A 19,604-nucleotide genomic window follows, 5' to 3' on the forward strand; every position below is an offset into this window, starting at 1 on the left:
GGCCTGGCAGCCGCACCCGGCCACCGCCGCTGCGCTGATGGGCGGACAGGGGGACAACGGGCGCTGGGTGGAGCGCTGTGGCACGGGATTCGGTCGGGCGTTGCGGCAGGGCCTGCTGTGGCTGCTGCTGATGCTGTCCCTGCCGGCCGTGGCGCAGGAGGGCGCACCGCCGCTGCGCGACTACGCCATCGATGTATGGACCTCGCGCAACGGCCTGCCGCACAACTCGCTGCGCGACATCGCGCAGACCCCCGAAGGCCACCTGTGGTTTGCCACCTGGGAAGGCCTGGTGCGTTACAACGGCCTGGATTTCACCGTGTTCGACCGCAGTACCCGACCGGGACTGCGCGACAACGGCATCGGCGCGCTGCTGGTCGACCGCCAGGGCGGATTGTGGATCAGTGATTCACGCGGCAACGTCAGCCATCGCGGCAACGACGGCCAGTGGCGGGTCTGGGAGCATCAGGCCGGTACCCCGCAGGTGCTGATCCAGTCCATGCAGATGGACAGCCAGGGGCGGCTGTGGCTGCTGTACGAGGGCAAGGGCATCGGCTACCTGGTCGCGGACAAGGGCATCGTCTACCAGGCGCCGGCGGCTGACCTGCCGTTGGCGATGAGCTTCACCAAGCTGGTGGTCGATGCACAGGACCGGGTCTGGATCGGCACGCTCGACGGGCTGGTGCTGCGCGACAACGATGGCGTGCTCAAGCGTGCACCGGCGGCCTGGGGACTGGGCGCCGGCAGTGGCCTGTCATGGCCGTACCGGGCGCCGGATGGCGCGTTGTGGATCGTCGCCGGCGAGCGCCTGTACCGCGTGGAGGACGATCAACTGGTGCTGGTGCATCGCCTGCCGGGCCAGTTGCATCTGACCTCGATGCTGCAGGACCGCCATGGCGACCTGTGGCTGGGCACCGAGAACCAGGGGCTGCTGCGCATCTCCTCACATGGCCTGGAGCGGTTGCCGGCTGGCCTGAACCTGCCGGGCGGACGCGTGGTCAGCCTGCGCGAGGATGCCGAGGGCAGCATCTGGGTGGGTGCGAACGGCGGCTTGTACCGCCTGCGCGAAACGCTGTTCAGCAGCTACACCGAGCGCGATGGGCTCAGTGGCGACTACGTGCGCACTGTGTTCGAGGATCGCGACCGCCAGCTGTGGGTGGGCAGTGCCAGCGGCCTGGACCTGCAGGCGGCGGACGGTCGCTTCCGCGCGGTGCCGCTGCACAACCGCGGTGGCAAGGCACCGTCGGTATTGAGCCTGGCGCAGGGCCCGGACGGCGATCTGTGGGTCGGTACCTTCGGCGATGGCGTTTACCGGCTGGGCCGCGATGGTCGCCTGCGCCACACCTATGCAGCGGCCGACGGCATGCCTGGCGGCAACATCCGTGCGATCAGCGTCGACCCGCAGGGCGTGGTCTGGGCCGGCACGCAGAAGGGGGTGGTACGCATCGACGGCGACCGTGTGCAGGTATCGAGCGTGCCGGGCATGCCCAGCGGCCTGATCACCGCGCTCGAGCATGACCACCAGGGCAATCTGTGGATCGGCACCATCGAAGGCATCCGCGTGCTGCGCGGCAACCGCGTGCAGTCGATCGACCTGGCACCGTTGGGCGGTGGCCGCAGCGTGTTCGGTTTCCACCAGCTGGGCGATGCGATGTGGATCAGCAGCGACCGCGGCCTGTACCGCTGGCAGCACGGAACGCTGGCGCGGGTCGGGCTGGAGCAGGGCATGCCGGTGGACGCGGTGTTCCAGCTGGTGCCGGACCGCCTGGGCAACGTCTGGATCAGCAGCAACCGCGGCGTGCTGCGCACCGACATGGCCACGCTCAATGCGGTTGCCGACGGGCGCGCGCCGCGGGTGGTGGTGGAGCGCTACAACGAGATTGATGGCATGGCCAACGCGCAGGCCAACGGCAGCTCCAGCCCCTCGGCGATCCTGCGCCAGGACGGCACGTTCTGGGTGGTCACCGCTGGTGGCCTGAGTACGGTGGATCCGCAGCGCCTGCAGCGTTTCCGCGAACGCCCCTCGCCACCGGCAGCGATCGAAAGCGTGCAGGTGGATGGCGCGCCGGTGCACTGGGAAGGCCCCGAGCGAAATTACATCCCCGGTGGCCGCCGGCTGGCGGTGAGCTATGTCGGCCTGAGCTACCTGATGTCTGACCGGATCCGCTACCGCACCCGGCTGGACGGACTGGATGCCGGCTGGGTCGAGCGTGGCCCACAGCGCAGTGTCGAATTCGTCGGCCTGCCACCGGGCGACTACACCCTGCACGTGGCGGCGGCGCATCCGGGCGGCAGCTGGGCGCAGCAGGAAGCGGTGTGGAGCTTCACCGTGGAGCCGTTCTGGTGGCAGCGACGCAGCGTGCAGGCGCTGGGAGGCCTGTTGCTGCTGGCCGCGCTGGTGGCGCTGTACCGGTTGCTGTTGCAGCAGCTGAAGGCCAGCAACCTGCGCCTGGCGCGGCGTGTGGACGAGGCCACTTTCGACCTGCAGGCCAAGACCGTGCACCTGCAGGCGCTGAACCAGGAAAAGACCGAGCTGGCCGAACGGTTGGCGCGGCAGGCCGAGGCCTTCGAGCGCCAGGCGCGCGAAGACGCACTGACCGGCCTGGCCAACCGCCGTGCCTTCGATGAAACCCTGGCGCGCGACTTTGCCCGTTCGCAGCGCAGTGGCCATCCGCTGTGCCTGGTGGTGCTCGACATCGACCACTTCAAGGACGTCAACGACCGCCACAGCCACAGCATCGGCGATGCGGTGCTGGTGCAGGTGGCAACGGTGATCGCCGCCGCCTGTCGTGACTCGGACCTGCCGGCGCGTACCGGCGGCGAAGAATTCGCGCTGCTGCTCAACGACACACGCCTGGAAGAAGCCGCGCAGCTGTGCGCACGCCTGCGCGGCCTGTTCCACGACCACCCGGATTGGGCCGGCGTGGACGGCCTGCGCGTGACCTTCAGCGCAGGCCTGGTGGAGCTGGATGCCGACGACCGTACCCCGGCGCTGCTGTACCAGCGTGCCGACCGTGCGCTCTACCGCGCCAAGAGCGACGGCCGCGATCGTACGAGTATTGGGTGATCGCATCCACGCATGGCGTGGATCTACCGTCCGGTGAGTGGTGGGTGCGGACCGTTGGTCCGCACTGCGTGGATGCGGTTGCGCCGTTGGCTGGCTTACCGCGGCCAGGCGTTGGCAATCGTGCAGAACAGCCGCGCGGTCTGCTCGGTGTCGTACACCGCGCTGTGCGCCTCGTTCGCATCCCAGCCCAACCCGGCGGCATTGGCCGCACGTGCCAGCACTGTCTGCCCGTAGGCGATACCGGCCAGGGTCACCGTATCGAACACGCTGAAGGGATGGAACGGATTGCGCTTGTGGCCGGTGCGCGCCACGGCGGCATTGACGAAGCCGAGGTCGAAATGCGCGTTGTGGCCGACCAGGATCGCGCGCTGGCAGCCGTACTTCTTCATCGCTGCCCGCACCGGGGTGAAGATGTGGTCCAGTGCCGCCTTCTCTTCCTTGGCCAGCCGGAACGGGTGGTCGAGGATGATGCCGGTCACTTCCAGTGATTTCGGGTCGATCTCCAGGCCCTCGGCCGGCACCACGTGGGCGCTGGCGGTCTGGCCGGGGTAGAGCAGGCCGTTCTCGTCCATCTCGATCGGCACCGCGGCGATTTCCAGCAGCGCGTTGCGCTGGCTGTCGAAGCCGCCGGTTTCCACGTCCACCACCACCGGCAGGAAGCCGCGGAAGCGTTGCGACATCGCGCGCTGCGCCTGGGGAACTGCGGAATCGGGAGCGGCGGCAGGTGCGGGGGTGGGGTCAGTCATGCGTGAATTCTAGCAGAGCGACCCTGAGCGCCCGGCCAGCCTTCGGAGCATGGGTGGAGCGTGTCGACCAAGGTCGACACCTACCGGGGCACCGCGCGCTCAGGATTCCGGTAGGTGCCAACCTTGGTTGGCACACGGTGCGCCGACCAGGGTTGGCGATTACCGGACTGCTGGCCGCGCAGGCGTGGCCGAGGGAGACCACCGCGCCAACCATGCATCCACGCTCAGCCTGCCGGCACCGGTGAAGATCAGCGGCAGCAGCATGGCCATGAACAGCACCGGCAGCTTGAAGTTGCCGAAGCCCTGGTCGCTGATCGCATAGCCCATGGCGAGGTCGGCCAGCGAGTTCCATTCCATTGGCCAGTGCACCGCATAGGTGGCCACCACGGTCAGTACCAGCAGGCTGGCGGCAGCAAATCGGGTACCGAACCCGAACAGCAGGCAGGCGGCGCCGATCAGCTCGAACCAGGTCGCAAGCTGCCAGTTCAGCGCGGCCGGCAGCTGGTCGAACGGGAACGGGAAAGCGTCCTGCAGGTCGGCGAACCAGTTCTGGCCGCGCAGTTTCTCGCGGCCGGATTCGAAGTATTCCCAGGCCAGCAGCAGGCGCAGGCCGAGCGGGGCCAACCAGGGGGCGAGACGGTCCAGCTGGCCACGCGTGGCGGCCAGGGTCGGAAGGTTCATCGGTGGTTCTCCGTGGGGGAAGGGGCGTCAGCCAGGGACTGTGAGCGGGCCGATCACGCCGGCCTGCAGGAACTGCTGCAGCAGCACGGCACCGGGCCCGGCCAGCGCCTCCTCAGCCAGGCCGTTCGCAGCGGCCAATTGCCGCAGATAGGCATGTCCATCGAGGCCGGGTTGTTCGCCGATGCTGGACAGCAGGTACACCGCCAACGGGCTGAGTGCGGCGAAGCGCACTTCGCCATCGGCCTCACGGCGCACCAGCAGGCCGGTCGGTTCGGCCGGCGGCTGCATTGGCGCATCCTCGGCACCGAGTCGATGCACCGGCCACTGGTACAGCAGCGGCCAGGCCAGTGGTGAGCGCTGCAGCGGTACCTGCAGCGGATCGATGTTGCCGGGTGCCGGCAGCGGCTCGGCCTGCAACTGGTACAGCGCGGTCTCCACCCACTCGTAATGAGCGAGTTCGGCCAGCGCCGGGTGCGGCAGCTGCAGCTGTGCCTGCAGCCATTGCACGAATTCGGCGGCCAGCTCGGTGAACAGCGGTGCCTGGCAGCGATGGGTCGCGAAGTACTGGCGGACCAGCGCGCTCCAGGCCGGTTCGCCGAGCAGGCGCACGCAGACCGGGAAGCCGTTGCTCAACAGGCCCAGCAGATTGTTGAACAGCAGCCGTTGGTACACCGCGACCCGGCGTGGCTCCAGCCCGACTGGCGGTGGCACACCCTGCGGATCGCGCAGGTGTGCGGTGAACGCATGCTGCTGTGCGCGCAGCCTGTCGGGAGCATCAGCCATGTGCGCTCCCGGCGTGCGTGGCCTGCAGGCGGCGGATGGTCTGCAGTTCGCCCTGCAGCTCGGCGTACGGGGGGAAGTTGAAATCGCGTTCGAGCAGGGTCGGACGCGCGCCGATGCGTGCATAGGTACGCGCCAGCAGTTCCCAGACCGGGTCGATCACAGCACTGCCATGGGTATCGATCTTCAGGTCCGGTGCCTCATCCAGGTGCCCGGCCACGTGCAGGCAGACGATGCGCTCTGCGGGCAGCCCGGCAATGAAGGTGTCGGCGTCGTAGCCATGGTTGCAGGCATTGACGTAGACGTTGTTGACGTCCAGCAGCAGGTCGCAGTCGGCCTCGGCGAGCACGGCATTGGTGAAGGCCAGTTCGTCCATCGCCGGTTCCGGTGCCAGGTAGTAGGAGACGTTCTCCACCGCGATGCGGCGGCCGAGAATGTCCTGCACGCGCGCGATGCGTGCCGCGGTATGGCGCACGGCTTCGTCGGTGAATGGAATCGGCAACAGGTCGTAGAGGTGGCCATCGTCGCTGCAGTAGCTCAGGTGTTCGCTGTACAGCGGCACGCGATGCGTGTCGAGGAAGTTCCCGACCTGCTCCAGCAGCTGCGTATCCAGGGGTGCACTGCCGCCCAGTGACAGCGACAGGCCATGGCAGCTCAGAGGATGGCGCTGTGCCAGTTCGGCCAATGCATCACCGGCTGGGCCGCCGACATGGATCCAGTTCTCTGGCGCGCATTCGAGGAAGTCGAAGTCACCGGCCGGCGCGTCGCGCAGATCCTGCAGCAGCGCCCGGCGCAGGCCCAACCCGGCGGCCGCCGCACGAAGCGGCGACCGCGGGTGGACGACGGCGGCGCGGACGTCAGTGCTTGGCACCGCACTTGCCTTCGCCGCACTTGCCTTCGGCCGACTTCTTGTCGCCGGTCTTGGCCTTGGCGCCTGCCGCAGCACCGGCGGCCTTGCCCTTGTCGGCGCCGCACTTGCCTTCAGCGCTCTTGCCGTCGGCACCACATTTGCCTTCGGCGTGCTTGGTCGCATCAGCGGCCATCTTGGTGTCCGCTGCCTTGGCATCGGTGGTGGCCTTGGCGGCCTGGCCAGCAACCAGATAGCCCTGGGCCAGGTCACTCATGCTCAGCGCCGAAGCGCTGGCGGTCATGCCCAGGCCAGCGGCCAGGGCGGTAGCAGTCAGCAGGGACAGGGTCTTGTTGGAACTGCTCATCGGTGGTGCTCCTGGGTGGTGTGGGCAGATGCCCGGGTAGCCGGCAGGGATGCCGGTGGAAGCGATGGTGCAGCGATCCTACTCAACGAATCCTCGCCAAGAACTCAAATTTTCGTGAGGTTTGTTACAGAAGGGGAGACCAGCGGCCTGGTAGGCCACGCCATGCGTGGATGAACTGCCGGAACGCCCAAAACAAAAAGGCCGCTGTCAGCAGGACAGCGGCCACCTTGGAGTCAACTCCGGTGTTGCAGTGCAGTATCAGATCTGGTCGGTGCTGGAGGTCTCGTCGCGCTTTTCACGCGGCGGCAGCGGCTGCTCGCCATGCACCAGGAACCACACGTTCTCGGCGATGTTGGTGGCATGGTCGCCCACGCGCTCCAGGTTCTTGGCCATGAACAACAGATGGGTGCACGGGGTGATGTTGCGCGGGTCTTCCATCATGTAGGTCAGCAGCTCGCGGAACAGCGCGGTGTACTGCGCGTCCAGGCGGGCGTCGTCCTCGCGCAGTTCCAGCGCGGCGTCGGCGTCATTGTCGCGGTAGGCGGCAATGGCACGGCGGACCTGCTGCGCGGCCAGGCGGCCCAGCGCACGCAGGCCCTGGATCTGCGGCAGCGGCGGCACCTTGCCCAGCGCGATCGAGCGCTTGGCGACGTTGGCAGCGTAGTCGCCGATGCGCTCGATGTCGGCCGGAATGCGCAGGCCGGCGAGGATTTCGCGCAGGTCGCGCGCCATCGGGCCACGCAGCGCCAGGCGCATCACGTCGTGGCTGATCTGCTGCTCCAGCGCATCGATCGCTTCGTCGTTGGCGATGATGCGATGGGCGGCGTTCTCGTCGCGCTTCTCGATCACGTCCATCGCCGCTTCGAGCTGGGCGACGGCCATCTCGCCCATGCGCACGATTTCGGCCACCAGGCGCTGCTGCTCTTCGTCGTAGCTCTTGACGATGTGGTCGTTGGGAAGATTCATGTTCATTCCACTCTGTAGAGTCGAGCCACGCTCGACTGACGTGATTTGTAGAGTCGAGTCATGCTCGACTGACATTGTCTGTCTGTCGACTGGCGTTTCAGCCGAAGCGACCGGTGATGTAATCCTCGGTCTGCCGCTGCGACGGCTGCGAGAAGATCACTTCGGTGCGGTCGTGCTCGATCAGGTCGCCCAGGTACATGAAGGCGGTGTAGTCGGACACGCGCGCGGCCTGCTGCATGTTGTGGGTGACGATCACGATGGTGTACTCGTGCTTGAGCTCTTCGACCAGCTGCTCGATGCGGCTGGTGGAGATCGGGTCCAGCGCCGAGGTCGGCTCGTCCAGCAGCAGCACCGACGGGCGCAGGGCCACCGCACGGGCGATGCACAGACGCTGCTGCTGGCCACCGGACAGGCCCAGTGCGCTCTGCCCCAGCTTGTCCTTCACTTCGTCCCACAGCGCGCCCTGGCGCAGCGCCTGCTCGACGCGGTCGGCCATGTCGGCCTTGCTCAGCTTCTCATGGTGGCGGATGCCGTAGGCCACGTTCTCGAAGATGGTCATCGGGAACGGCACCGGCTTCTGGAACACCATGCCGACCTTGCTGCGCAGGCGGTTCATCGGGTACTTCGGCGACAGGATGTTCTCGCCGTCCAGCAGCACCTCACCGCGTGCTTCCAGCTTCGGGTACAGCGCGTAGATGCGGTTGAAGATGCGCAGCAGGGTCGACTTGCCGCAACCGGAGGGACCGATCAGCGCGGTCACGCGCTTTTCCGGAATCTCCAGGTTGATGCCCTTCAGGGCATGGAACTTGTCGTAGTAGAAGTCCAGTCCACGCGCAGCCAGCTTCACCGGCGACGGCGTGTGCAGGCTCTCGTGCGAGGACGGCACGGCGATGCGCTGCATCGGCACGGCGTTGGAAAGGTCGTTCATGGCGTTATCCACGGAAAGGTCAGTCATGGGAGATACGGTTGCGCAGCAGGATGCCGCGGGCGGCAAGGCTGACCAGCAACACGAAGACAGTCAGCACCAGGGCACCGGCCCAGGCCAGCACCTGCCAGGATTCATACGGGCTGCCGGCGAACTGGTTCATCACCACCGGTACCGAGGCCATCGGCTGGAAGATGTTGTTGTTCCAGTACTGGTTGCCGAAGGCGGTGAACAGCAGCGGTGCGGTCTCGCCGGAGATGCGGGCCAGCGCCAGCAGGATGCCGGTGATGATGCCGGCCGAGGCACTGCGGTACAGCACCTGCACGATCACTTTCCACTGCGGGATACCCAGCGACAGCGCCGCCTCACGCATCTGCGAGGGCACCAGGCGGAGCATCTCGTCGGTGGTGCGCACCACCACCGGCAGCACGATGAAGGCCAGCGACAGTGCACCGGCGAACGCCGAGAAGTTGCCGCCGGTCTGCATCACGTACAGGGTGTAGACGAACAGACCAAGCACGATGGACGGCGCCGACAGCAGGATGTCGTTGACGAAGCGGACCACGGTGCCGGCCTTGCGGGCGTTGCCGTACTCGGCCAGCCAGGTGCCGGCCAGCACGCCGAGCGGGGTGCCGATGCCGATTGCCAGCGCACACATCACCGCACTGCCGAAGAAGGCATTGGCAAGGCCGCCTTCCTGCATCGGCGGCGGCGTCATCTTGGTGAACAGATCCAGGTTGATGCCGGCAAGGCCCTTGGAGGCCAGGGTGAACAGGATCCAGCCCAGGAAGAACAGGCCGAACAGGGCGGTGGCGCAGGACGCGGCAATGGCGATGACATTGCCGATGCGGCGGCGCAGATACAGCGAATCAGCGGTGCTGGACATCAGTTGCCCTCCTTGCGGGACAGGCGCATCAGCATCAGGCGGGCAATGGCCAGCACCACGAAGGTGACGATGAAGAGGACGAAGCCGAGCAGCAGCAGGGCCGAGCGGTAGGTTTCAGTGGCTTCGCCGAAATCGTTGGCGATCAGCGCGGCGATGGTGGTGCCCGGTTCCAGCAGCGACGGCGACAGGCGCACGCTGTTGCCGATCACGAAGGCCACCGCCATCGTCTCGCCCAAGGCGCGGCCGAGGCCGAGGAAGATGCCGCCGATCACCGCCGAGCGGGTGTAGGGCAGCACGATGTCCCAGCTCACTTCCCACTTGGTGGAACCCAGCGCATAGGCCGATTCCTTCAGGCGGGTCGGCACGGTCAGGAACACTTCGCGCATCACCGAGGAGATGAACGGAATGACCATGATGGCCAGCACGAAACCGGCAGTGAGCATCCCGATGCCCAGCGGCGGGCCCTGGAACATGGGACCGATGATCGGCCATTCGCCCAGGGTCTCGTTGAGGAACGGAGTGACGTACTCGGTCATCACCGGCACCAGCACGAACAGGCCCCACATGCCATAGATGATCGAGGGAATGCCGGCCAGCAGTTCGATGGCGGTACCGACCGGGCCACGCAGCCAGCGCGGCGCGACTTCGGTGAGGAAGAAGGCGATGCCGAAACTGACCGGCACGGCGATGACCATCGCGATGGCGGCGGTGACCAGGGTGCCGTAGATCGGGGCGAGGGCACCGAACTTGTTTTCGACCGGATTCCAGTCGGCAGAGAAGAAGAAGCTCAGGCCCTGCATCTGCAGGGCATGGCGGCCGCCCCACAGCATCGACAGCGCGGCGCAGGCCAGGGCAATGAGGACGAAGATGACGGTGCCGACCAGCACCCATCGGAACAGTTTGTCGTTGCGGGCATCACGCGCATCACGCGTGGACGGGGCGGCTACAGGCTGGGCGATGGCATTCATGGGGACGGCGGGGCCAGGAAGGGGCGGGGCGGCACGGCGTGGCAGAGGCGGTGCCCGCGCGGGGCGGGCACCGTCGTTTCCATCACTTCAGGTCGGTCGCCCAGTAGGCCTCGATCTGCTTGACCAGTTCGGCCGGCAGCGGCACGTAGTGCAGCTCGTTGGCCTGGGCCTGGCCGTTCTCGAAGGCCCACTTGAAGAAGGCCAGGGTGTCCTGATTGCGCTTGGCGTCCTTCGGCTGCTTCTGCATCAGCATGAAGTTGGTGGCGGTGATCGGCCACGCCTGCTCGCCCGGGGCGTTGGTGATGACCAGGTTGAAGTCCTTGGCGCTGGCCCAGTCGGCGCTGGCGGCCGCAGCGGCGAAGGTTTCCGCGCTCGGCTCGACCCAGTTGCCGGCGGCGTTCTGCATGGCGGTGTACGGCATGCCGTTCTGCAGCGCGTAGGCCAGTTCGACGTAGCCGATCGAGCCCTTGATCTGCTTCACGTACGAAGCGACGCCTTCATTGCCCTTGCCACCGACGCCGTCCGGCCACTGCACCGAGGTGCCTTCGCCGACCTTGGTCTTCCACTCCGGGCTGACCTTGGACAGGTAGTTGGAGAAGTTGAAGGTGGTGCCCGAACCGTCCGAACGGTGGACCAGGGTGATCTTGCCGTCCGGCAGCTTCACGCCCGGGTTGGCGGCGACGATGGCCGGGTCGTTCCAGGTCTTGACCTTGCCCAGGAAGATGTCGGCCAGCAGGGCGCCGCTGAGGCGCAGCTTGCCGCCTTCCAGGCCTTCGATGTTGACCACCGGCACCACGCCGCCGATGGCGGACGGGAACTGCGCCAGGCCGGCCTGGGCCAGCTCTTCGCTGCTCAGGGGCTTGTCGGAGGAACCGAAGTCGACGGTGCCGGCCTTGATCTGGGCGATGCCGCCACCGGAGCCGATCGACTGGTAGTTGATCTTGGCGCCGGTGCTGGCGTTGTAGTCAGCCGACCACTTGGACACCAGCGGGAAGATGAAGGAAGCGCCGGCGCCGGACACTTCGGCGGTCACCTTGGCACCGGCAGCGGCCGGGGCGGCGGCACCGTTGGCAGCCGGCTGCTGCGCGGCCTGCTTGTCGCCACCGCAGGCCGACAGGCCCAGGGCGATGGCCAGGGAAAGGGCGGCGAGGCCGGCCGAGTGCAGTTTCATGGTCACTCCATAGCGGGGTAGAGCCGACGGCGTCGGCGGATGCGGCTATGAAATGATGTTTTTGTTACAGCCGTATTACGACGATGACAGAGGTGTCCTGGATCACGTTCTGACAAGGGTTTCACGGGGTTGGCCCCGATTCCGCGGGCCCCCGGGGACCCCCGATCTGCGCACCGACCATGACGGTCGGTTGGCCCTTGTAGAGTCGAGCCAGGCTCGACTGCTCCTCGCCCTCGGCAGGTGCGGACTCCTTGCCCTCGGTAGGTGCGGACCGTTGGTCCGCACGCTCCAGCACCCAGCCGAGCATGGGCTCGGCTCTACAAACGCCCTTGCCTTTGCTCCCGCTCTTGCCTTCCATGACCCCACCGCGCCCCCGATGAACTGTCGAGAGGCGGTGGGCCAGGACGTGCAGGACCGTCCACGGCATGGATGCCGTGGCCGAGCCCCCAAGGAAGGGTTTACGGCGTGTCCTGCACGCCCTAGCCCACCGACTCACCCACGGATCAGCGAAGGCGCAAACGCTCTTCACGACCGACCCCCAAAAACAAGAAGAGCGCGAGATCTCGAGGATCTCGCGCCCGGGTGGGATCGGCGGGGGAGAGAGGACCCGCCGATCCCGTTCCTGCGGGGGAACGCGCTTGCTTACTTCAGGTTCTGCGTCCAGTAGGTCTCGATCTGGCGCACCAGGCTGTCCGGCAGCGGCACGTAGTCCAGCTGGCGGGCCTGGGCGTCGCCGCTCTTGTAGACCCAGCGGAAGAACTCCTGGGTGGCCTTGCCGTTGGCAGCGTTCTTCGGCTTCTTGTGCACCAGGATGAAGTTGGTTGCGGTGATCGGCCAGGACTCGGCGCCCGGGGCATTGGTCATCACCAGGTAGAAGTCCTTGGCGCTGGCCCAGTCGGCGCTGGCAGCAGCGGCGGCGAACGAGGCGTCGCTCGGCTGCACGAAGCGGCCGGCGGCATTCTTCATCGCGGTGTACGACAGCTTGTTCTGCAGCGCGTAGGACAGTTCGACGTAGCCGATGCCGCCCTTGATCTGCTTCACGTAAGCGGCAACGCCTTCGTTGCCCTTGCCGCCGATGCCGGCCGGCCACTGGACCGAGGTGCCTTCACCGACCGAGCTCTTCCACTCCGGGCTGACCTTGGACAGGTAGTTGACGAAGTTGAAGGTGGTGCCCGAACCATCCGAACGGTGCACGACGGTGATCTTGGCGCTCGGCAGGGTCACGCCCGGGTTCAGCGCGGCGATGGCCGGGTCGTTCCAGGTCTTGATCTTGCCCAGGAAGATGTTGGCCAGCACGGTGCCGTCCAGCTTCAGCGCGCCCGGGGCGATGCCGGCAACGTTGACCACCGGCACCACGCCGCCGATCACCGACGGGAACTGAGCCAGGCCCGCAGCGGCCAGTTCTTCCGGCTTCAGCGGGGCGTCGGAGGAGCCGAAATCAACGGTCTTGGCCTTGATCTGGGCGATACCACCACCGGAACCGATCGACTGGTAGTTGACCTTGTTGCTGGTGGCGGCGTTGTAGTCGGCCGACCACTTCGACATCACCGGGTAGATGAACGAGGCGCCCGCGCCGGTGATTTCAGCGGCGTTGGCGGCGAACACGGACGACGCTGCGAAGACGGCAACGGCAACGCGCGACTTGAAGGCGTGGATCACGGGGTGGCTCCTGGGTTGATTGGGATGCGGGGTTACCCGCCCGGCGCACATTCCATAACGGTTCGATGACAGCGCAGGGACCGTTGTATGACGCAACCGTTACAGCGCTGCCCGGCGCCCGCACAGCCAGGGGCGTGAAGGTTCTAAGTGCTGCGGGCAACGTGATGACCAATGCGCCGGAGACGGACCTGGCCCGGTTGCGATCACGTTCTATATGTCGCTGATGGCCTGCCCGCTGTGGTCGTCAATGCCGTCGCGGCCTGGCATTCCGCAGTGATGCCGCGTCATCCACACGAAACCATCGATGCAGGTGAGGGCTGCGCGGCGGTCGGCCCGGGCCGAGACGCTGATACGTGACGCCATATGCGGCAAGGGATCGACAAGGATGTGGCGGCAAATGAGTCGTACGCATGACCGCATGAAGAAATCTGTGGTTGGTGCTCAAGTTGTCATTCGGCTGTCATGGTTTTAACGGAATGTTCGCAAAACGCTTGACCGGCCTGCCGGCGTGGCGTTCTGCCCAAGCCATTCCAACCCTCTGGAGAAATCCAAAATGCGTTCCCATTTGCTCGCCGCCGCGGTCGTTGCAAGCCTCGGTCTGGTTTCCGCCGACGCCTTCGCAGCTCCCGCCAGCACGGGCGTATCCCAGGCACAGCTGCAGCAGCTGCAGGCGCAGATCGCTGCCCTGCAGGCCCAGGTCCAGCAGTTGCAGAACGATTCGCAGGCGCTGCAGGCACAGTCTGACGCGCAGTCCGAAGTGAACATCACCCAGGCCCAGGCTCTGGAAGGTGCACAGAAGACCCAGACCAGCGTCGACAAGCTGGCCAAGCTGGTCAATGACAACAAGATCGGCGGTCGCATGTTCTTCGACCTGACCAACATCGACAAGACCAGCAACGGCAAGGACACCGCCGCCAGTGGCACCGGTCTGGACGTCAAGCGCTTCTACCTGACCGTCGACCACAAGTTCAACGACATCTGGTCGGCCAACCTGACCACCGACTTCCAGTACAGCTCGGCCATCGGCAACACCGAACTGTTCGTCAAGAAGGCCTACGTGCAGGGCAGCTTCGACCCGGCCTTCAACCTGCGCGTCGGTGCCGCCGACATGCCGTGGATTCCGTACGTCGAGAAGTTCTACGGCATGCGTTATGTCGAGAACACCCTGACCGATCGCCTGAAGTACGGCAACTCGTCCGACTGGGGCCTGCATGGCTTCGGCAACCTGGGCAACAACTTCAACTACGCGGTCTCGGTCGTGTCCGGCGCCGGTTACAAGAACCCGACCCGCAGCAAGGGCATGGATGTGGAAGGCCGCGCGGCCTATACCCCGAACGAGAACTTCGTGGTTGCCGTCGGTGGCTACAGCGGCAAGCTGGGCAAGGAAACGGACATCCAGAGCGCCGAGAACACCTACACCCGCGCCAACGCGATGGTGGCCTACGCCAGCAGCGACTTCCGCGTCGGTGGCGAGTACTTCCAGGCCAAGAACCTCAACAACGTGATGACCGTTGCCACCGACAAGACCAGCGGCTGGTCGGTGTGGGGCAGCGTGCGCGTCACCGACGGCGGCATCAACGTGTTCGGTCGTTACGATGACACCGACGTCAGCAAGACCCTGGACCCGACCCTGAGTGACAAGTACTGGAACGTCGGTGTCGAGTTCCCGGTCATGAAGAACCTCAAGCTGTCGACCGTGTACAAGTACACGCACCTGGCCAACGCCGGCGACAAGAAGAACGACAAGACCAAGGAATTCGGCGTCTGGGGCGACCTGTCGTTCTGATCACCTGAAGCACCTTGTCTGCAAACGAAGACGGCGGGCCCTGCGCCCGCCGTCTTTGTTTTGTCACACCACGAACGCGGTCACGCCTCGGCCGTGGTCTTTTCCTTGAACCGGCACAGGTCGGCGATCACGCAGCCCGGGCAATCCGGCTTGCGCGCCTTGCACACATAACGTCCGTGCAGGATCAGCCAGTGATGCGCGTCGAGCAGGAACTCGGCCGGAATCACCTTCACCAGTTTGTCTTCCACTTCGCGCACGTTCTTGCCTGGTGCCAGGCCGGTGCGGTTGGAGACGCGGAAGATATGCGTGTCCACCGCCATCACCGGTTCACCGAACGCGGTGTTGAGCACCACGTTGGCGGTCTTGCGGCCCACCCCCGGCAGCGCTTCCAGCGCGTCGCGATCACGTGGCACTTCACCGCCATGCTTTTCCAGCAGGATCGCACAGGTGGCGATCACGTTCTTCGCCTTGGCATTGAACAGACCGATGGTGGCGATGTACTGCTTCAGTCCGACCTCGCCAAGTGCGAGGATCTTCGCCGGCGTGTTGGCCACCGGGAACAGCCGGCGCGTGGCCTTGTTGACGCCCACGTCGGTGGCCTGCGCCGACAGCGCGACCGCCACCAGCAGTTCGAACGGCGAGCTGTATTCCAGCTCGGTCTTCGGGTGCGGGTTGAGTTCGCGCAGCCGGGTGAACATCTCCACCACGTCGGCGCGCGGCATCACGCTGCCACGGCGCGCCGGTGCGCGCGCGGTCTTCTTCGCAGTGGCCATTACTGTTCCTTGCCGGTGGCGCGGGCCTTGGCCCGGGCGAGAATCGCGGCCGCCGCAGCGGGCAGCGCGGGCTTCACGTCCGGTGCCGTGGCGGGCGTGCGCCTTGCTTCGCGTTCGGCCTCACGTCGCGCCAGACGCACGGCACGGGTGCGGTAGCGTTCGCGTGCGGCCCAGGCATTCTGCAGCTGCTGCTGGGCCTGGTGCAGGCGCTGTGGAAGCTCCGGGTGGCCGGGCAGCAACTGCTCGTCGCCGGCGCGGGCCACATAGTCCATCAGTCCGGCATGCAGGGCGCCATCGAGATCGTCTGCCTGGACCCGGGCGAACAGCTGCGCGGGGTTGGGTCGGGATGCCATGGCGTCAGCGGTTCTGGAAGGCCGGCGGACGGCGCTGCAGGAAGGCGCTGGTGCCTTCGCGCATGTCCTCGGTGGCAAACAGCAGGCCGAACTGCGCGCTCTCGTACTCCAGCCCGGCATCCAGGCTGCATTCGCCGCCCACGTGCACTGCGTCAAGCAGGCCACGCAGGGCCAGCGGCGCCGAACGCGCCAACTGGCGCGCGACGTCCTGCACACGATTGTCCAGTTCGGCGGCGGGGACCACCTCGTTGACGATGCCCAGTTCCAGCGCACGCGCCGCGTTGATCGGAGCACCCAGCATGCACAGTTCCAGGGTGGCGGCGCGGCCGCACAGGCGCAGCAGGCGCTGGCTGCCACCGAAGCCGGGAATCAGGCCGAGGTTGATTTCCGGTTGGCCGACTTTGGCGGTATCGGCGGCGATGCGCAGATGGCAGGCCATGGCCAGTTCCAGGCCGCCCCCCAGCGCAAAGCCGTTCACGCGGGCGATGACCGGCTTGGGCATGCGTTCGATCTGGCGCATCAGGGCCTGGCCCAGCAGCGAGAAATCACGTCCCTGAACCGCGCTGAGTGTGTTCATTTCGGCGATGTCGGCACCGGCCACGAAGGCCTTCGGGCCGGCACCGGTCAGCACCACCACGCGTACCTCCGGGTCGGCGGCGGCGGCGCTGAACGCCTCGGCCACGGCCTGCAGGGTGGCGGCGTTCAGGGCGTTGAGCTTGTCCGGGCGCTGGACGGTCACGGTGCGGATGGCGCCGTCGTCGGCGACAGCGATCAGGGCATCTGCCACGGGGAAACTCCAGAAACGTTAAAAAATAGTGATATTGAACTCTGCAAACGCAGACGGGTCTTAGCCTGCATCGTGAGTAGCGGTTACACGTTGCGCCCGTTATCCTAACCCGTCGCCTCAGGGCGGCGCAGAACGTCCCTGAGTTACCACCCCTGGAGAACTGTTTGATGAAGTTGCGTTCTATCGCGGTCGCCGTCGCGGCCCTGGCCCTGACGGGCAATGCCTTCGCCCAGGACATCGCGTCCGAGAAGGGCAAGCTGAGTTATTACTTCGGTTACGACTACGGCAACAACCTGGCGGAGCTGACCGGTCGCGGTGAGCAGCTGGACATCAACTCGGTGGTGAAGGGCCTGCAGGACGCCTACGCCAAGAAGCAGCCGGCCATCACCGCCGAGCAGCTGAAGCCGGCCGTTGAAGCGTTCCAGAAGCGCGAGCAGGGCCGTGCCCAGGCTGCCAAGGCCGAGTACGAAAAGGCTGCTGCCGAAAACAAGACCAAGAGCGATCAGTTCATCGCGGCGAACAAGGCCAAGGCCGGCGTGCAGTCCCTGCCGAGCGGCGTCCAGTACCGCGTGGTCGAAGCCGGCAAGGGCGCCAAGCCGACCCAGGCCAGCACCGTGCAGCTGGAAGTGGCCGGTCCGTTCCCGTACGGCCAGCGCCCGACCGAAGCCCGCCCGGCCCAGCAGATTCCGTCGATCAAGGTCAGCGAAGTCGAAATGAAGGCCATGCGCGAGACCCTGCTGCAGATGCCGGCAGGCTCGAAGTGGGAAGTCACCCTGCCGCCGGACCAGGCCTACGGTGCCGACCCGCGCACCCCGTTCCCGCCGAACGTGGCTGTGCAGTTCGAGATCAAGCTGGTCAGCGTCAAGTAAGAAACAGCGTCAACATCAACGCGCCGGTGATCCCACCGGCGCGTTTTTGTTTGCGCGCGGTTGCAGAGTCGACTGACAGTCGACTCTACCGTTCACGGTCCGCCTCGCGGCCAGCATGCCGCGCGCCGCATCTTCAATCCGCGCAAATCCAGCGTAATCGCGCTACTGTTGCCGAGTGCAAACAATGGAAGAAACGGCGCGTGTTGTCGCAAGTCCCTGCATCGGCGTGTGCAAGCTGGATCCAGACCGGCAGTGCACCGGCTGCGGGCGGCATCTCGATGAGATCGCACGGTGGTCGTCGATGAGTGACGACGAACGCAGTCGCATCCTGCATCGCGTGCAGCCATTGCGCGAACAGCTCCAGCAATCCCTGCGCGGCTCACTGGCCGACCATCACCGCCTGATGCGCGCGCTGCATCCGCTGGCCGATCCCCCTGCGGGTGATGGCTGGAACCGCAGCGAACTGATCGACCTGTTGCCGCCGGGACCGCCGGTGGAAGCGGCCGTGCTGGCCGGTATCGTGCCGCGCGCCAACGGTGCACAGGTGATCCTCACCCGCCGCACCGAAACCCTGCGCACGCATGGTGGCCAGGTCGGATTCCCCGGTGGCCGTACCGAACCCGATGACCGCGATGCACTGGCCGCCGCACTGCGCGAGAGCCAGGAAGAGATCGCACTGGCCCCCGGCCAGGTGCAGGCATTGGGCTATCTCGATCCGTTCGTGACCATCACCGGCTACCGGGTCACCCCGGTGGTGGCGGTGGTCGATCCGGATTTCGTGCCGGTGCCGCAGCCCAGCGAAGTGGCCGAGGTATTCGAGGTGCCGCTGGACTACCTGATGGCCGCCGACAACCTGCGCCAGGTCGAAATCAATCATCGCGGCCGCGTCCGCCATGTCCTCGAGTACGGTTGGCCGGGCCAGCGTATCTGGGGGGCAACCGCGGCCATCCTGTACAACCTGCGTCGCCGCTTGGAGCAAGTGCAATGAAGCCGATCGATCCGCCGTGGACCACGCTTGTCGATGTCGCCACCCTGGCCGCAGTGTTGGGCGAAGGTGTGCGCGTGGTCGATGCACGTGCCACCGCCAGTACAGCCGTGCGCGTGGTCGATGCGCGTTCCTCGCTGGCCGATCCACAGGCCGGCAGCGGCCAGTACCTCGCGGGACATGTTCCGGGCGCGGTGTATGCCGACCTCAATCGGGACCTGTCGGATCTGACCCGCAGCGACCACGGCCGTCACCCGCTGCCGGACAGCGATGCCTTCGCCGCGAAGCTCGGCCAGTGGGGCATCGGTCCCGACACCCAGGTGGTGGTCTACGACGGCAGCGATGGCAGCATGGCCGCCTCGCGCCTGTGGTGGCTGCTGCGCCTGATCGGGCACAGCAAGGTGGCCGTGCTCGACGGTGGCATCGCCGCCTGGCAGGCCGCAGGTCACGCGTTGGCAACCGGCCAGGGCGAAGTAACGGCGCTGCCGGCTTACCCGGGCCGTTTCGACACCACCCAGATCGCCAATGCCGATGAAATCACCGCCCGGTTGAAGCATGCGCCGGGCTGGTTGGTCGACGCACGCGCAGGCGAGCGCTTCCGCGGCGAAGTGGAGCCGCTGGACCCGGTCGCCGGTCATGTGCCCGGTGCGGTCAACCGTCCGTTTGCGCTGAACGTAGTCGACGGCCACCTGCGCGATGCACAGGAACTGCGTGCCGAACTGCAGGGCGTGATCGGTAACCGCGATCCGCAGCAGGTGGTGCTGATGTGCGGCTCCGGCGTGACCGCCTGCCACCTGCTGCTGGCGATGGAAGCGGCCGGTCTGTCCGGCGCACGCATCTATGCCGATTCCTGGAGCGGCTGGGTCAGCGACAGCACCCGCCCGGTGGCCAGCGGCGCCTGAGCCGCGCGGGGTCGGATCCGTTTCCCAACGGGAAACGGCTCTGACCCCCTTGTGCCCGATCTGCACGCAAAGAGCAGTCGAGCGTGGCT

The 19,604-nt window shown here is 66.4% G+C and carries 19 protein-coding genes; 5 read left to right on the forward strand and 14 right to left on the reverse strand.

The window, feature by feature from the left end:
• Window positions 1-37: 37 nt before the first annotated feature.
• Window positions 38-3,064 (forward strand): ligand-binding sensor domain-containing diguanylate cyclase, encoded by a 3,027-nt coding sequence (locus tag AC3ITW_RS07045; RefSeq protein ID WP_100434343.1) that lies wholly within the window; start codon window positions 38-40, stop codon window positions 3,062-3,064.
• Window positions 3,065-3,159: 95 nt separating this feature from the next.
• Here AC3ITW_RS07045 and rnt read toward each other — a convergent pair whose 3' ends face one another.
• The 11 genes from rnt to pstS (AC3ITW_RS07100) form a co-directional block, all read right to left on the reverse strand.
• The gene (gene rnt, locus AC3ITW_RS07050) at window positions 3,160-3,810 is read right to left on the reverse strand and encodes a ribonuclease T (protein WP_004151343.1); all 651 of its coding nucleotides are present in this window, start codon (window positions 3,808-3,810) and stop codon (window positions 3,160-3,162) included.
• A 159-nt stretch (window positions 3,811-3,969) separates the two neighbouring features.
• On the reverse strand, window positions 3,970-4,491 hold the full coding sequence (locus AC3ITW_RS07055; protein WP_012510545.1) for an HvfX family Cu-binding RiPP maturation protein: 522 nt from the start codon (window positions 4,489-4,491) through the stop codon (window positions 3,970-3,972).
• A gap of 27 nt (window positions 4,492-4,518) precedes the next feature.
• Complete coding sequence (locus AC3ITW_RS07060; RefSeq protein ID WP_012510546.1) at window positions 4,519-5,274, reverse strand: HvfC family RiPP maturation protein; 756 nt, start codon at window positions 5,272-5,274, stop codon at window positions 4,519-4,521.
• Window positions 5,267-6,142 (reverse strand): HvfB family MNIO-type RiPP peptide maturase, encoded by an 876-nt coding sequence (locus tag AC3ITW_RS07065; RefSeq protein WP_012510547.1) that lies wholly within the window; start codon window positions 6,140-6,142, stop codon window positions 5,267-5,269. The genes AC3ITW_RS07060 and AC3ITW_RS07065 overlap by 8 nt, the downstream gene beginning before the upstream one ends.
• Complete coding sequence (locus AC3ITW_RS07070) at window positions 6,129-6,485, reverse strand: hypothetical protein (protein ID WP_012510548.1); 357 nt, start codon at window positions 6,483-6,485, stop codon at window positions 6,129-6,131. The genes AC3ITW_RS07065 and AC3ITW_RS07070 overlap by 14 nt, the downstream gene beginning before the upstream one ends.
• Before the next feature lie 258 nt (window positions 6,486-6,743).
• On the reverse strand, window positions 6,744-7,457 hold the full coding sequence (gene phoU, locus AC3ITW_RS07075; RefSeq protein ID WP_087986238.1) for a phosphate signaling complex protein PhoU: 714 nt from the start codon (window positions 7,455-7,457) through the stop codon (window positions 6,744-6,746).
• 91 nt (window positions 7,458-7,548) lie between these two features.
• Window positions 7,549-8,379, reverse strand: coding sequence for a phosphate ABC transporter ATP-binding protein PstB (gene pstB / locus AC3ITW_RS07080; RefSeq protein ID WP_005408788.1), 831 nt, complete (start codon window positions 8,377-8,379; stop codon window positions 7,549-7,551).
• Window positions 8,380-8,398: 19 nt separating this feature from the next.
• Window positions 8,399-9,262 (reverse strand): phosphate ABC transporter permease PstA, encoded by an 864-nt coding sequence (pstA, locus tag AC3ITW_RS07085; RefSeq protein ID WP_004151398.1) that lies wholly within the window; start codon window positions 9,260-9,262, stop codon window positions 8,399-8,401.
• Window positions 9,262-10,230 (reverse strand): phosphate ABC transporter permease subunit PstC, encoded by a 969-nt coding sequence (pstC, locus tag AC3ITW_RS07090; RefSeq protein ID WP_012510550.1) that lies wholly within the window; start codon window positions 10,228-10,230, stop codon window positions 9,262-9,264. The genes pstA and pstC overlap by 1 nt, the downstream gene beginning before the upstream one ends.
• An 82-nt stretch (window positions 10,231-10,312) precedes the next feature.
• Window positions 10,313-11,401, reverse strand: coding sequence for a phosphate ABC transporter substrate-binding protein PstS (pstS, locus tag AC3ITW_RS07095; protein WP_180889254.1), 1,089 nt, complete (start codon window positions 11,399-11,401; stop codon window positions 10,313-10,315).
• 642 nt (window positions 11,402-12,043) lie between these two features.
• Window positions 12,044-13,060 carry a phosphate ABC transporter substrate-binding protein PstS gene (gene pstS, locus AC3ITW_RS07100; protein WP_049421598.1) on the reverse strand — a complete coding sequence of 339 codons (1,017 nt, stop codon included), beginning with the start codon at window positions 13,058-13,060 and terminating at the stop codon, window positions 12,044-12,046.
• 553 nt (window positions 13,061-13,613) lie between these two features.
• On the opposite strand from pstS (AC3ITW_RS07100), the gene AC3ITW_RS07105 reads away from it, so the two are divergent.
• Entirely contained in the window at window positions 13,614-14,846 is a 1,233-nt protein-coding gene (locus AC3ITW_RS07105) for a porin (RefSeq protein ID WP_004151438.1), read from the forward strand.
• A gap of 80 nt (window positions 14,847-14,926) precedes the next feature.
• Here the strand turns inward: AC3ITW_RS07105 and nth are convergent, their stop codons facing one another.
• The 3 genes from nth to AC3ITW_RS07120 are packed head-to-tail and all read right to left on the reverse strand — an operon-like array spanning window position 14,927 to window position 16,759.
• Window positions 14,927-15,619 (reverse strand): endonuclease III, encoded by a 693-nt coding sequence (gene nth / locus AC3ITW_RS07110; protein WP_100434348.1) that lies wholly within the window; start codon window positions 15,617-15,619, stop codon window positions 14,927-14,929.
• Window positions 15,619-15,972 carry a hypothetical protein gene (locus AC3ITW_RS07115; protein WP_100434349.1) on the reverse strand — a complete coding sequence of 118 codons (354 nt, stop codon included), beginning with the start codon at window positions 15,970-15,972 and terminating at the stop codon, window positions 15,619-15,621. Before AC3ITW_RS07115 ends, nth begins: the two co-directional genes overlap by 1 nt.
• Before the next feature lie 4 nt (window positions 15,973-15,976).
• A complete protein-coding gene (locus AC3ITW_RS07120; protein ID WP_100434350.1) occupies window positions 15,977-16,759 on the reverse strand; it encodes an enoyl-CoA hydratase-related protein in 783 nt (260 codons plus the stop codon).
• 167 nt (window positions 16,760-16,926) lie between these two features.
• On the opposite strand from AC3ITW_RS07120, the gene AC3ITW_RS07125 reads away from it, so the two are divergent.
• From AC3ITW_RS07125 to AC3ITW_RS07135, 3 genes are all read left to right on the forward strand, one after another.
• Window positions 16,927-17,628 carry an FKBP-type peptidyl-prolyl cis-trans isomerase gene (locus AC3ITW_RS07125; RefSeq protein ID WP_004151465.1) on the forward strand — a complete coding sequence of 234 codons (702 nt, stop codon included), beginning with the start codon at window positions 16,927-16,929 and terminating at the stop codon, window positions 17,626-17,628.
• A gap of 184 nt (window positions 17,629-17,812) precedes the next feature.
• Entirely contained in the window at window positions 17,813-18,616 is an 804-nt protein-coding gene (locus AC3ITW_RS07130) for a CoA pyrophosphatase (RefSeq protein WP_012510554.1), read from the forward strand.
• Entirely contained in the window at window positions 18,613-19,515 is a 903-nt protein-coding gene (locus AC3ITW_RS07135) for a sulfurtransferase (RefSeq protein WP_012510555.1), read from the forward strand. The genes AC3ITW_RS07130 and AC3ITW_RS07135 overlap by 4 nt, the downstream gene beginning before the upstream one ends.
• The last annotated feature ends 89 nt before the right edge of the window (window positions 19,516-19,604 follow it).

This window comes from Stenotrophomonas sp. KH_052 (genome assembly GCF_057838755.1).

What these genes read in the sequence shown, in the direction of transcription:
- nth (WP_100434348.1), bottom strand. Translation starts at nt 15,619, where the DNA reads ATGGCCACTGCGAAGAAGACCGCGCGCGCACCGGCGCGCCGTGGCAGC.
- AC3ITW_RS07115 (WP_100434349.1), bottom strand. Translation starts at nt 15,972, where the DNA reads ATGGCATCCCGACCCAACCCCGCGCAGCTGTTCGCCCGGGTCCAGGCA.
- AC3ITW_RS07055 (WP_012510545.1), bottom strand. Translation starts at nt 4,491, where the DNA reads ATGAACCTTCCGACCCTGGCCGCCACGCGTGGCCAGCTGGACCGTCTC.
- AC3ITW_RS07045 (WP_100434343.1), top strand. Translation starts at nt 38, where the DNA reads ATGGGCGGACAGGGGGACAACGGGCGCTGGGTGGAGCGCTGTGGCACG.
- AC3ITW_RS07125 (WP_004151465.1), top strand. Translation starts at nt 16,927, where the DNA reads ATGAAGTTGCGTTCTATCGCGGTCGCCGTCGCGGCCCTGGCCCTGACG.
- AC3ITW_RS07070 (WP_012510548.1), bottom strand. Translation starts at nt 6,485, where the DNA reads ATGAGCAGTTCCAACAAGACCCTGTCCCTGCTGACTGCTACCGCCCTG.
- pstC (WP_012510550.1), bottom strand. Translation starts at nt 10,230, where the DNA reads ATGAATGCCATCGCCCAGCCTGTAGCCGCCCCGTCCACGCGTGATGCG.
- phoU (WP_087986238.1), bottom strand. Translation starts at nt 7,457, where the DNA reads ATGAACATGAATCTTCCCAACGACCACATCGTCAAGAGCTACGACGAA.
- AC3ITW_RS07130 (WP_012510554.1), top strand. Translation starts at nt 17,813, where the DNA reads ATGGAAGAAACGGCGCGTGTTGTCGCAAGTCCCTGCATCGGCGTGTGC.
- rnt (WP_004151343.1), bottom strand. Translation starts at nt 3,810, where the DNA reads ATGACTGACCCCACCCCCGCACCTGCCGCCGCTCCCGATTCCGCAGTT.
- AC3ITW_RS07060 (WP_012510546.1), bottom strand. Translation starts at nt 5,274, where the DNA reads ATGGCTGATGCTCCCGACAGGCTGCGCGCACAGCAGCATGCGTTCACC.
- pstS (WP_180889254.1), bottom strand. Translation starts at nt 11,401, where the DNA reads ATGAAACTGCACTCGGCCGGCCTCGCCGCCCTTTCCCTGGCCATCGCC.
- pstB (WP_005408788.1), bottom strand. Translation starts at nt 8,379, where the DNA reads ATGAACGACCTTTCCAACGCCGTGCCGATGCAGCGCATCGCCGTGCCG.
- pstA (WP_004151398.1), bottom strand. Translation starts at nt 9,262, where the DNA reads ATGTCCAGCACCGCTGATTCGCTGTATCTGCGCCGCCGCATCGGCAAT.
- AC3ITW_RS07105 (WP_004151438.1), top strand. Translation starts at nt 13,614, where the DNA reads ATGCGTTCCCATTTGCTCGCCGCCGCGGTCGTTGCAAGCCTCGGTCTG.
- AC3ITW_RS07135 (WP_012510555.1), top strand. Translation starts at nt 18,613, where the DNA reads ATGAAGCCGATCGATCCGCCGTGGACCACGCTTGTCGATGTCGCCACC.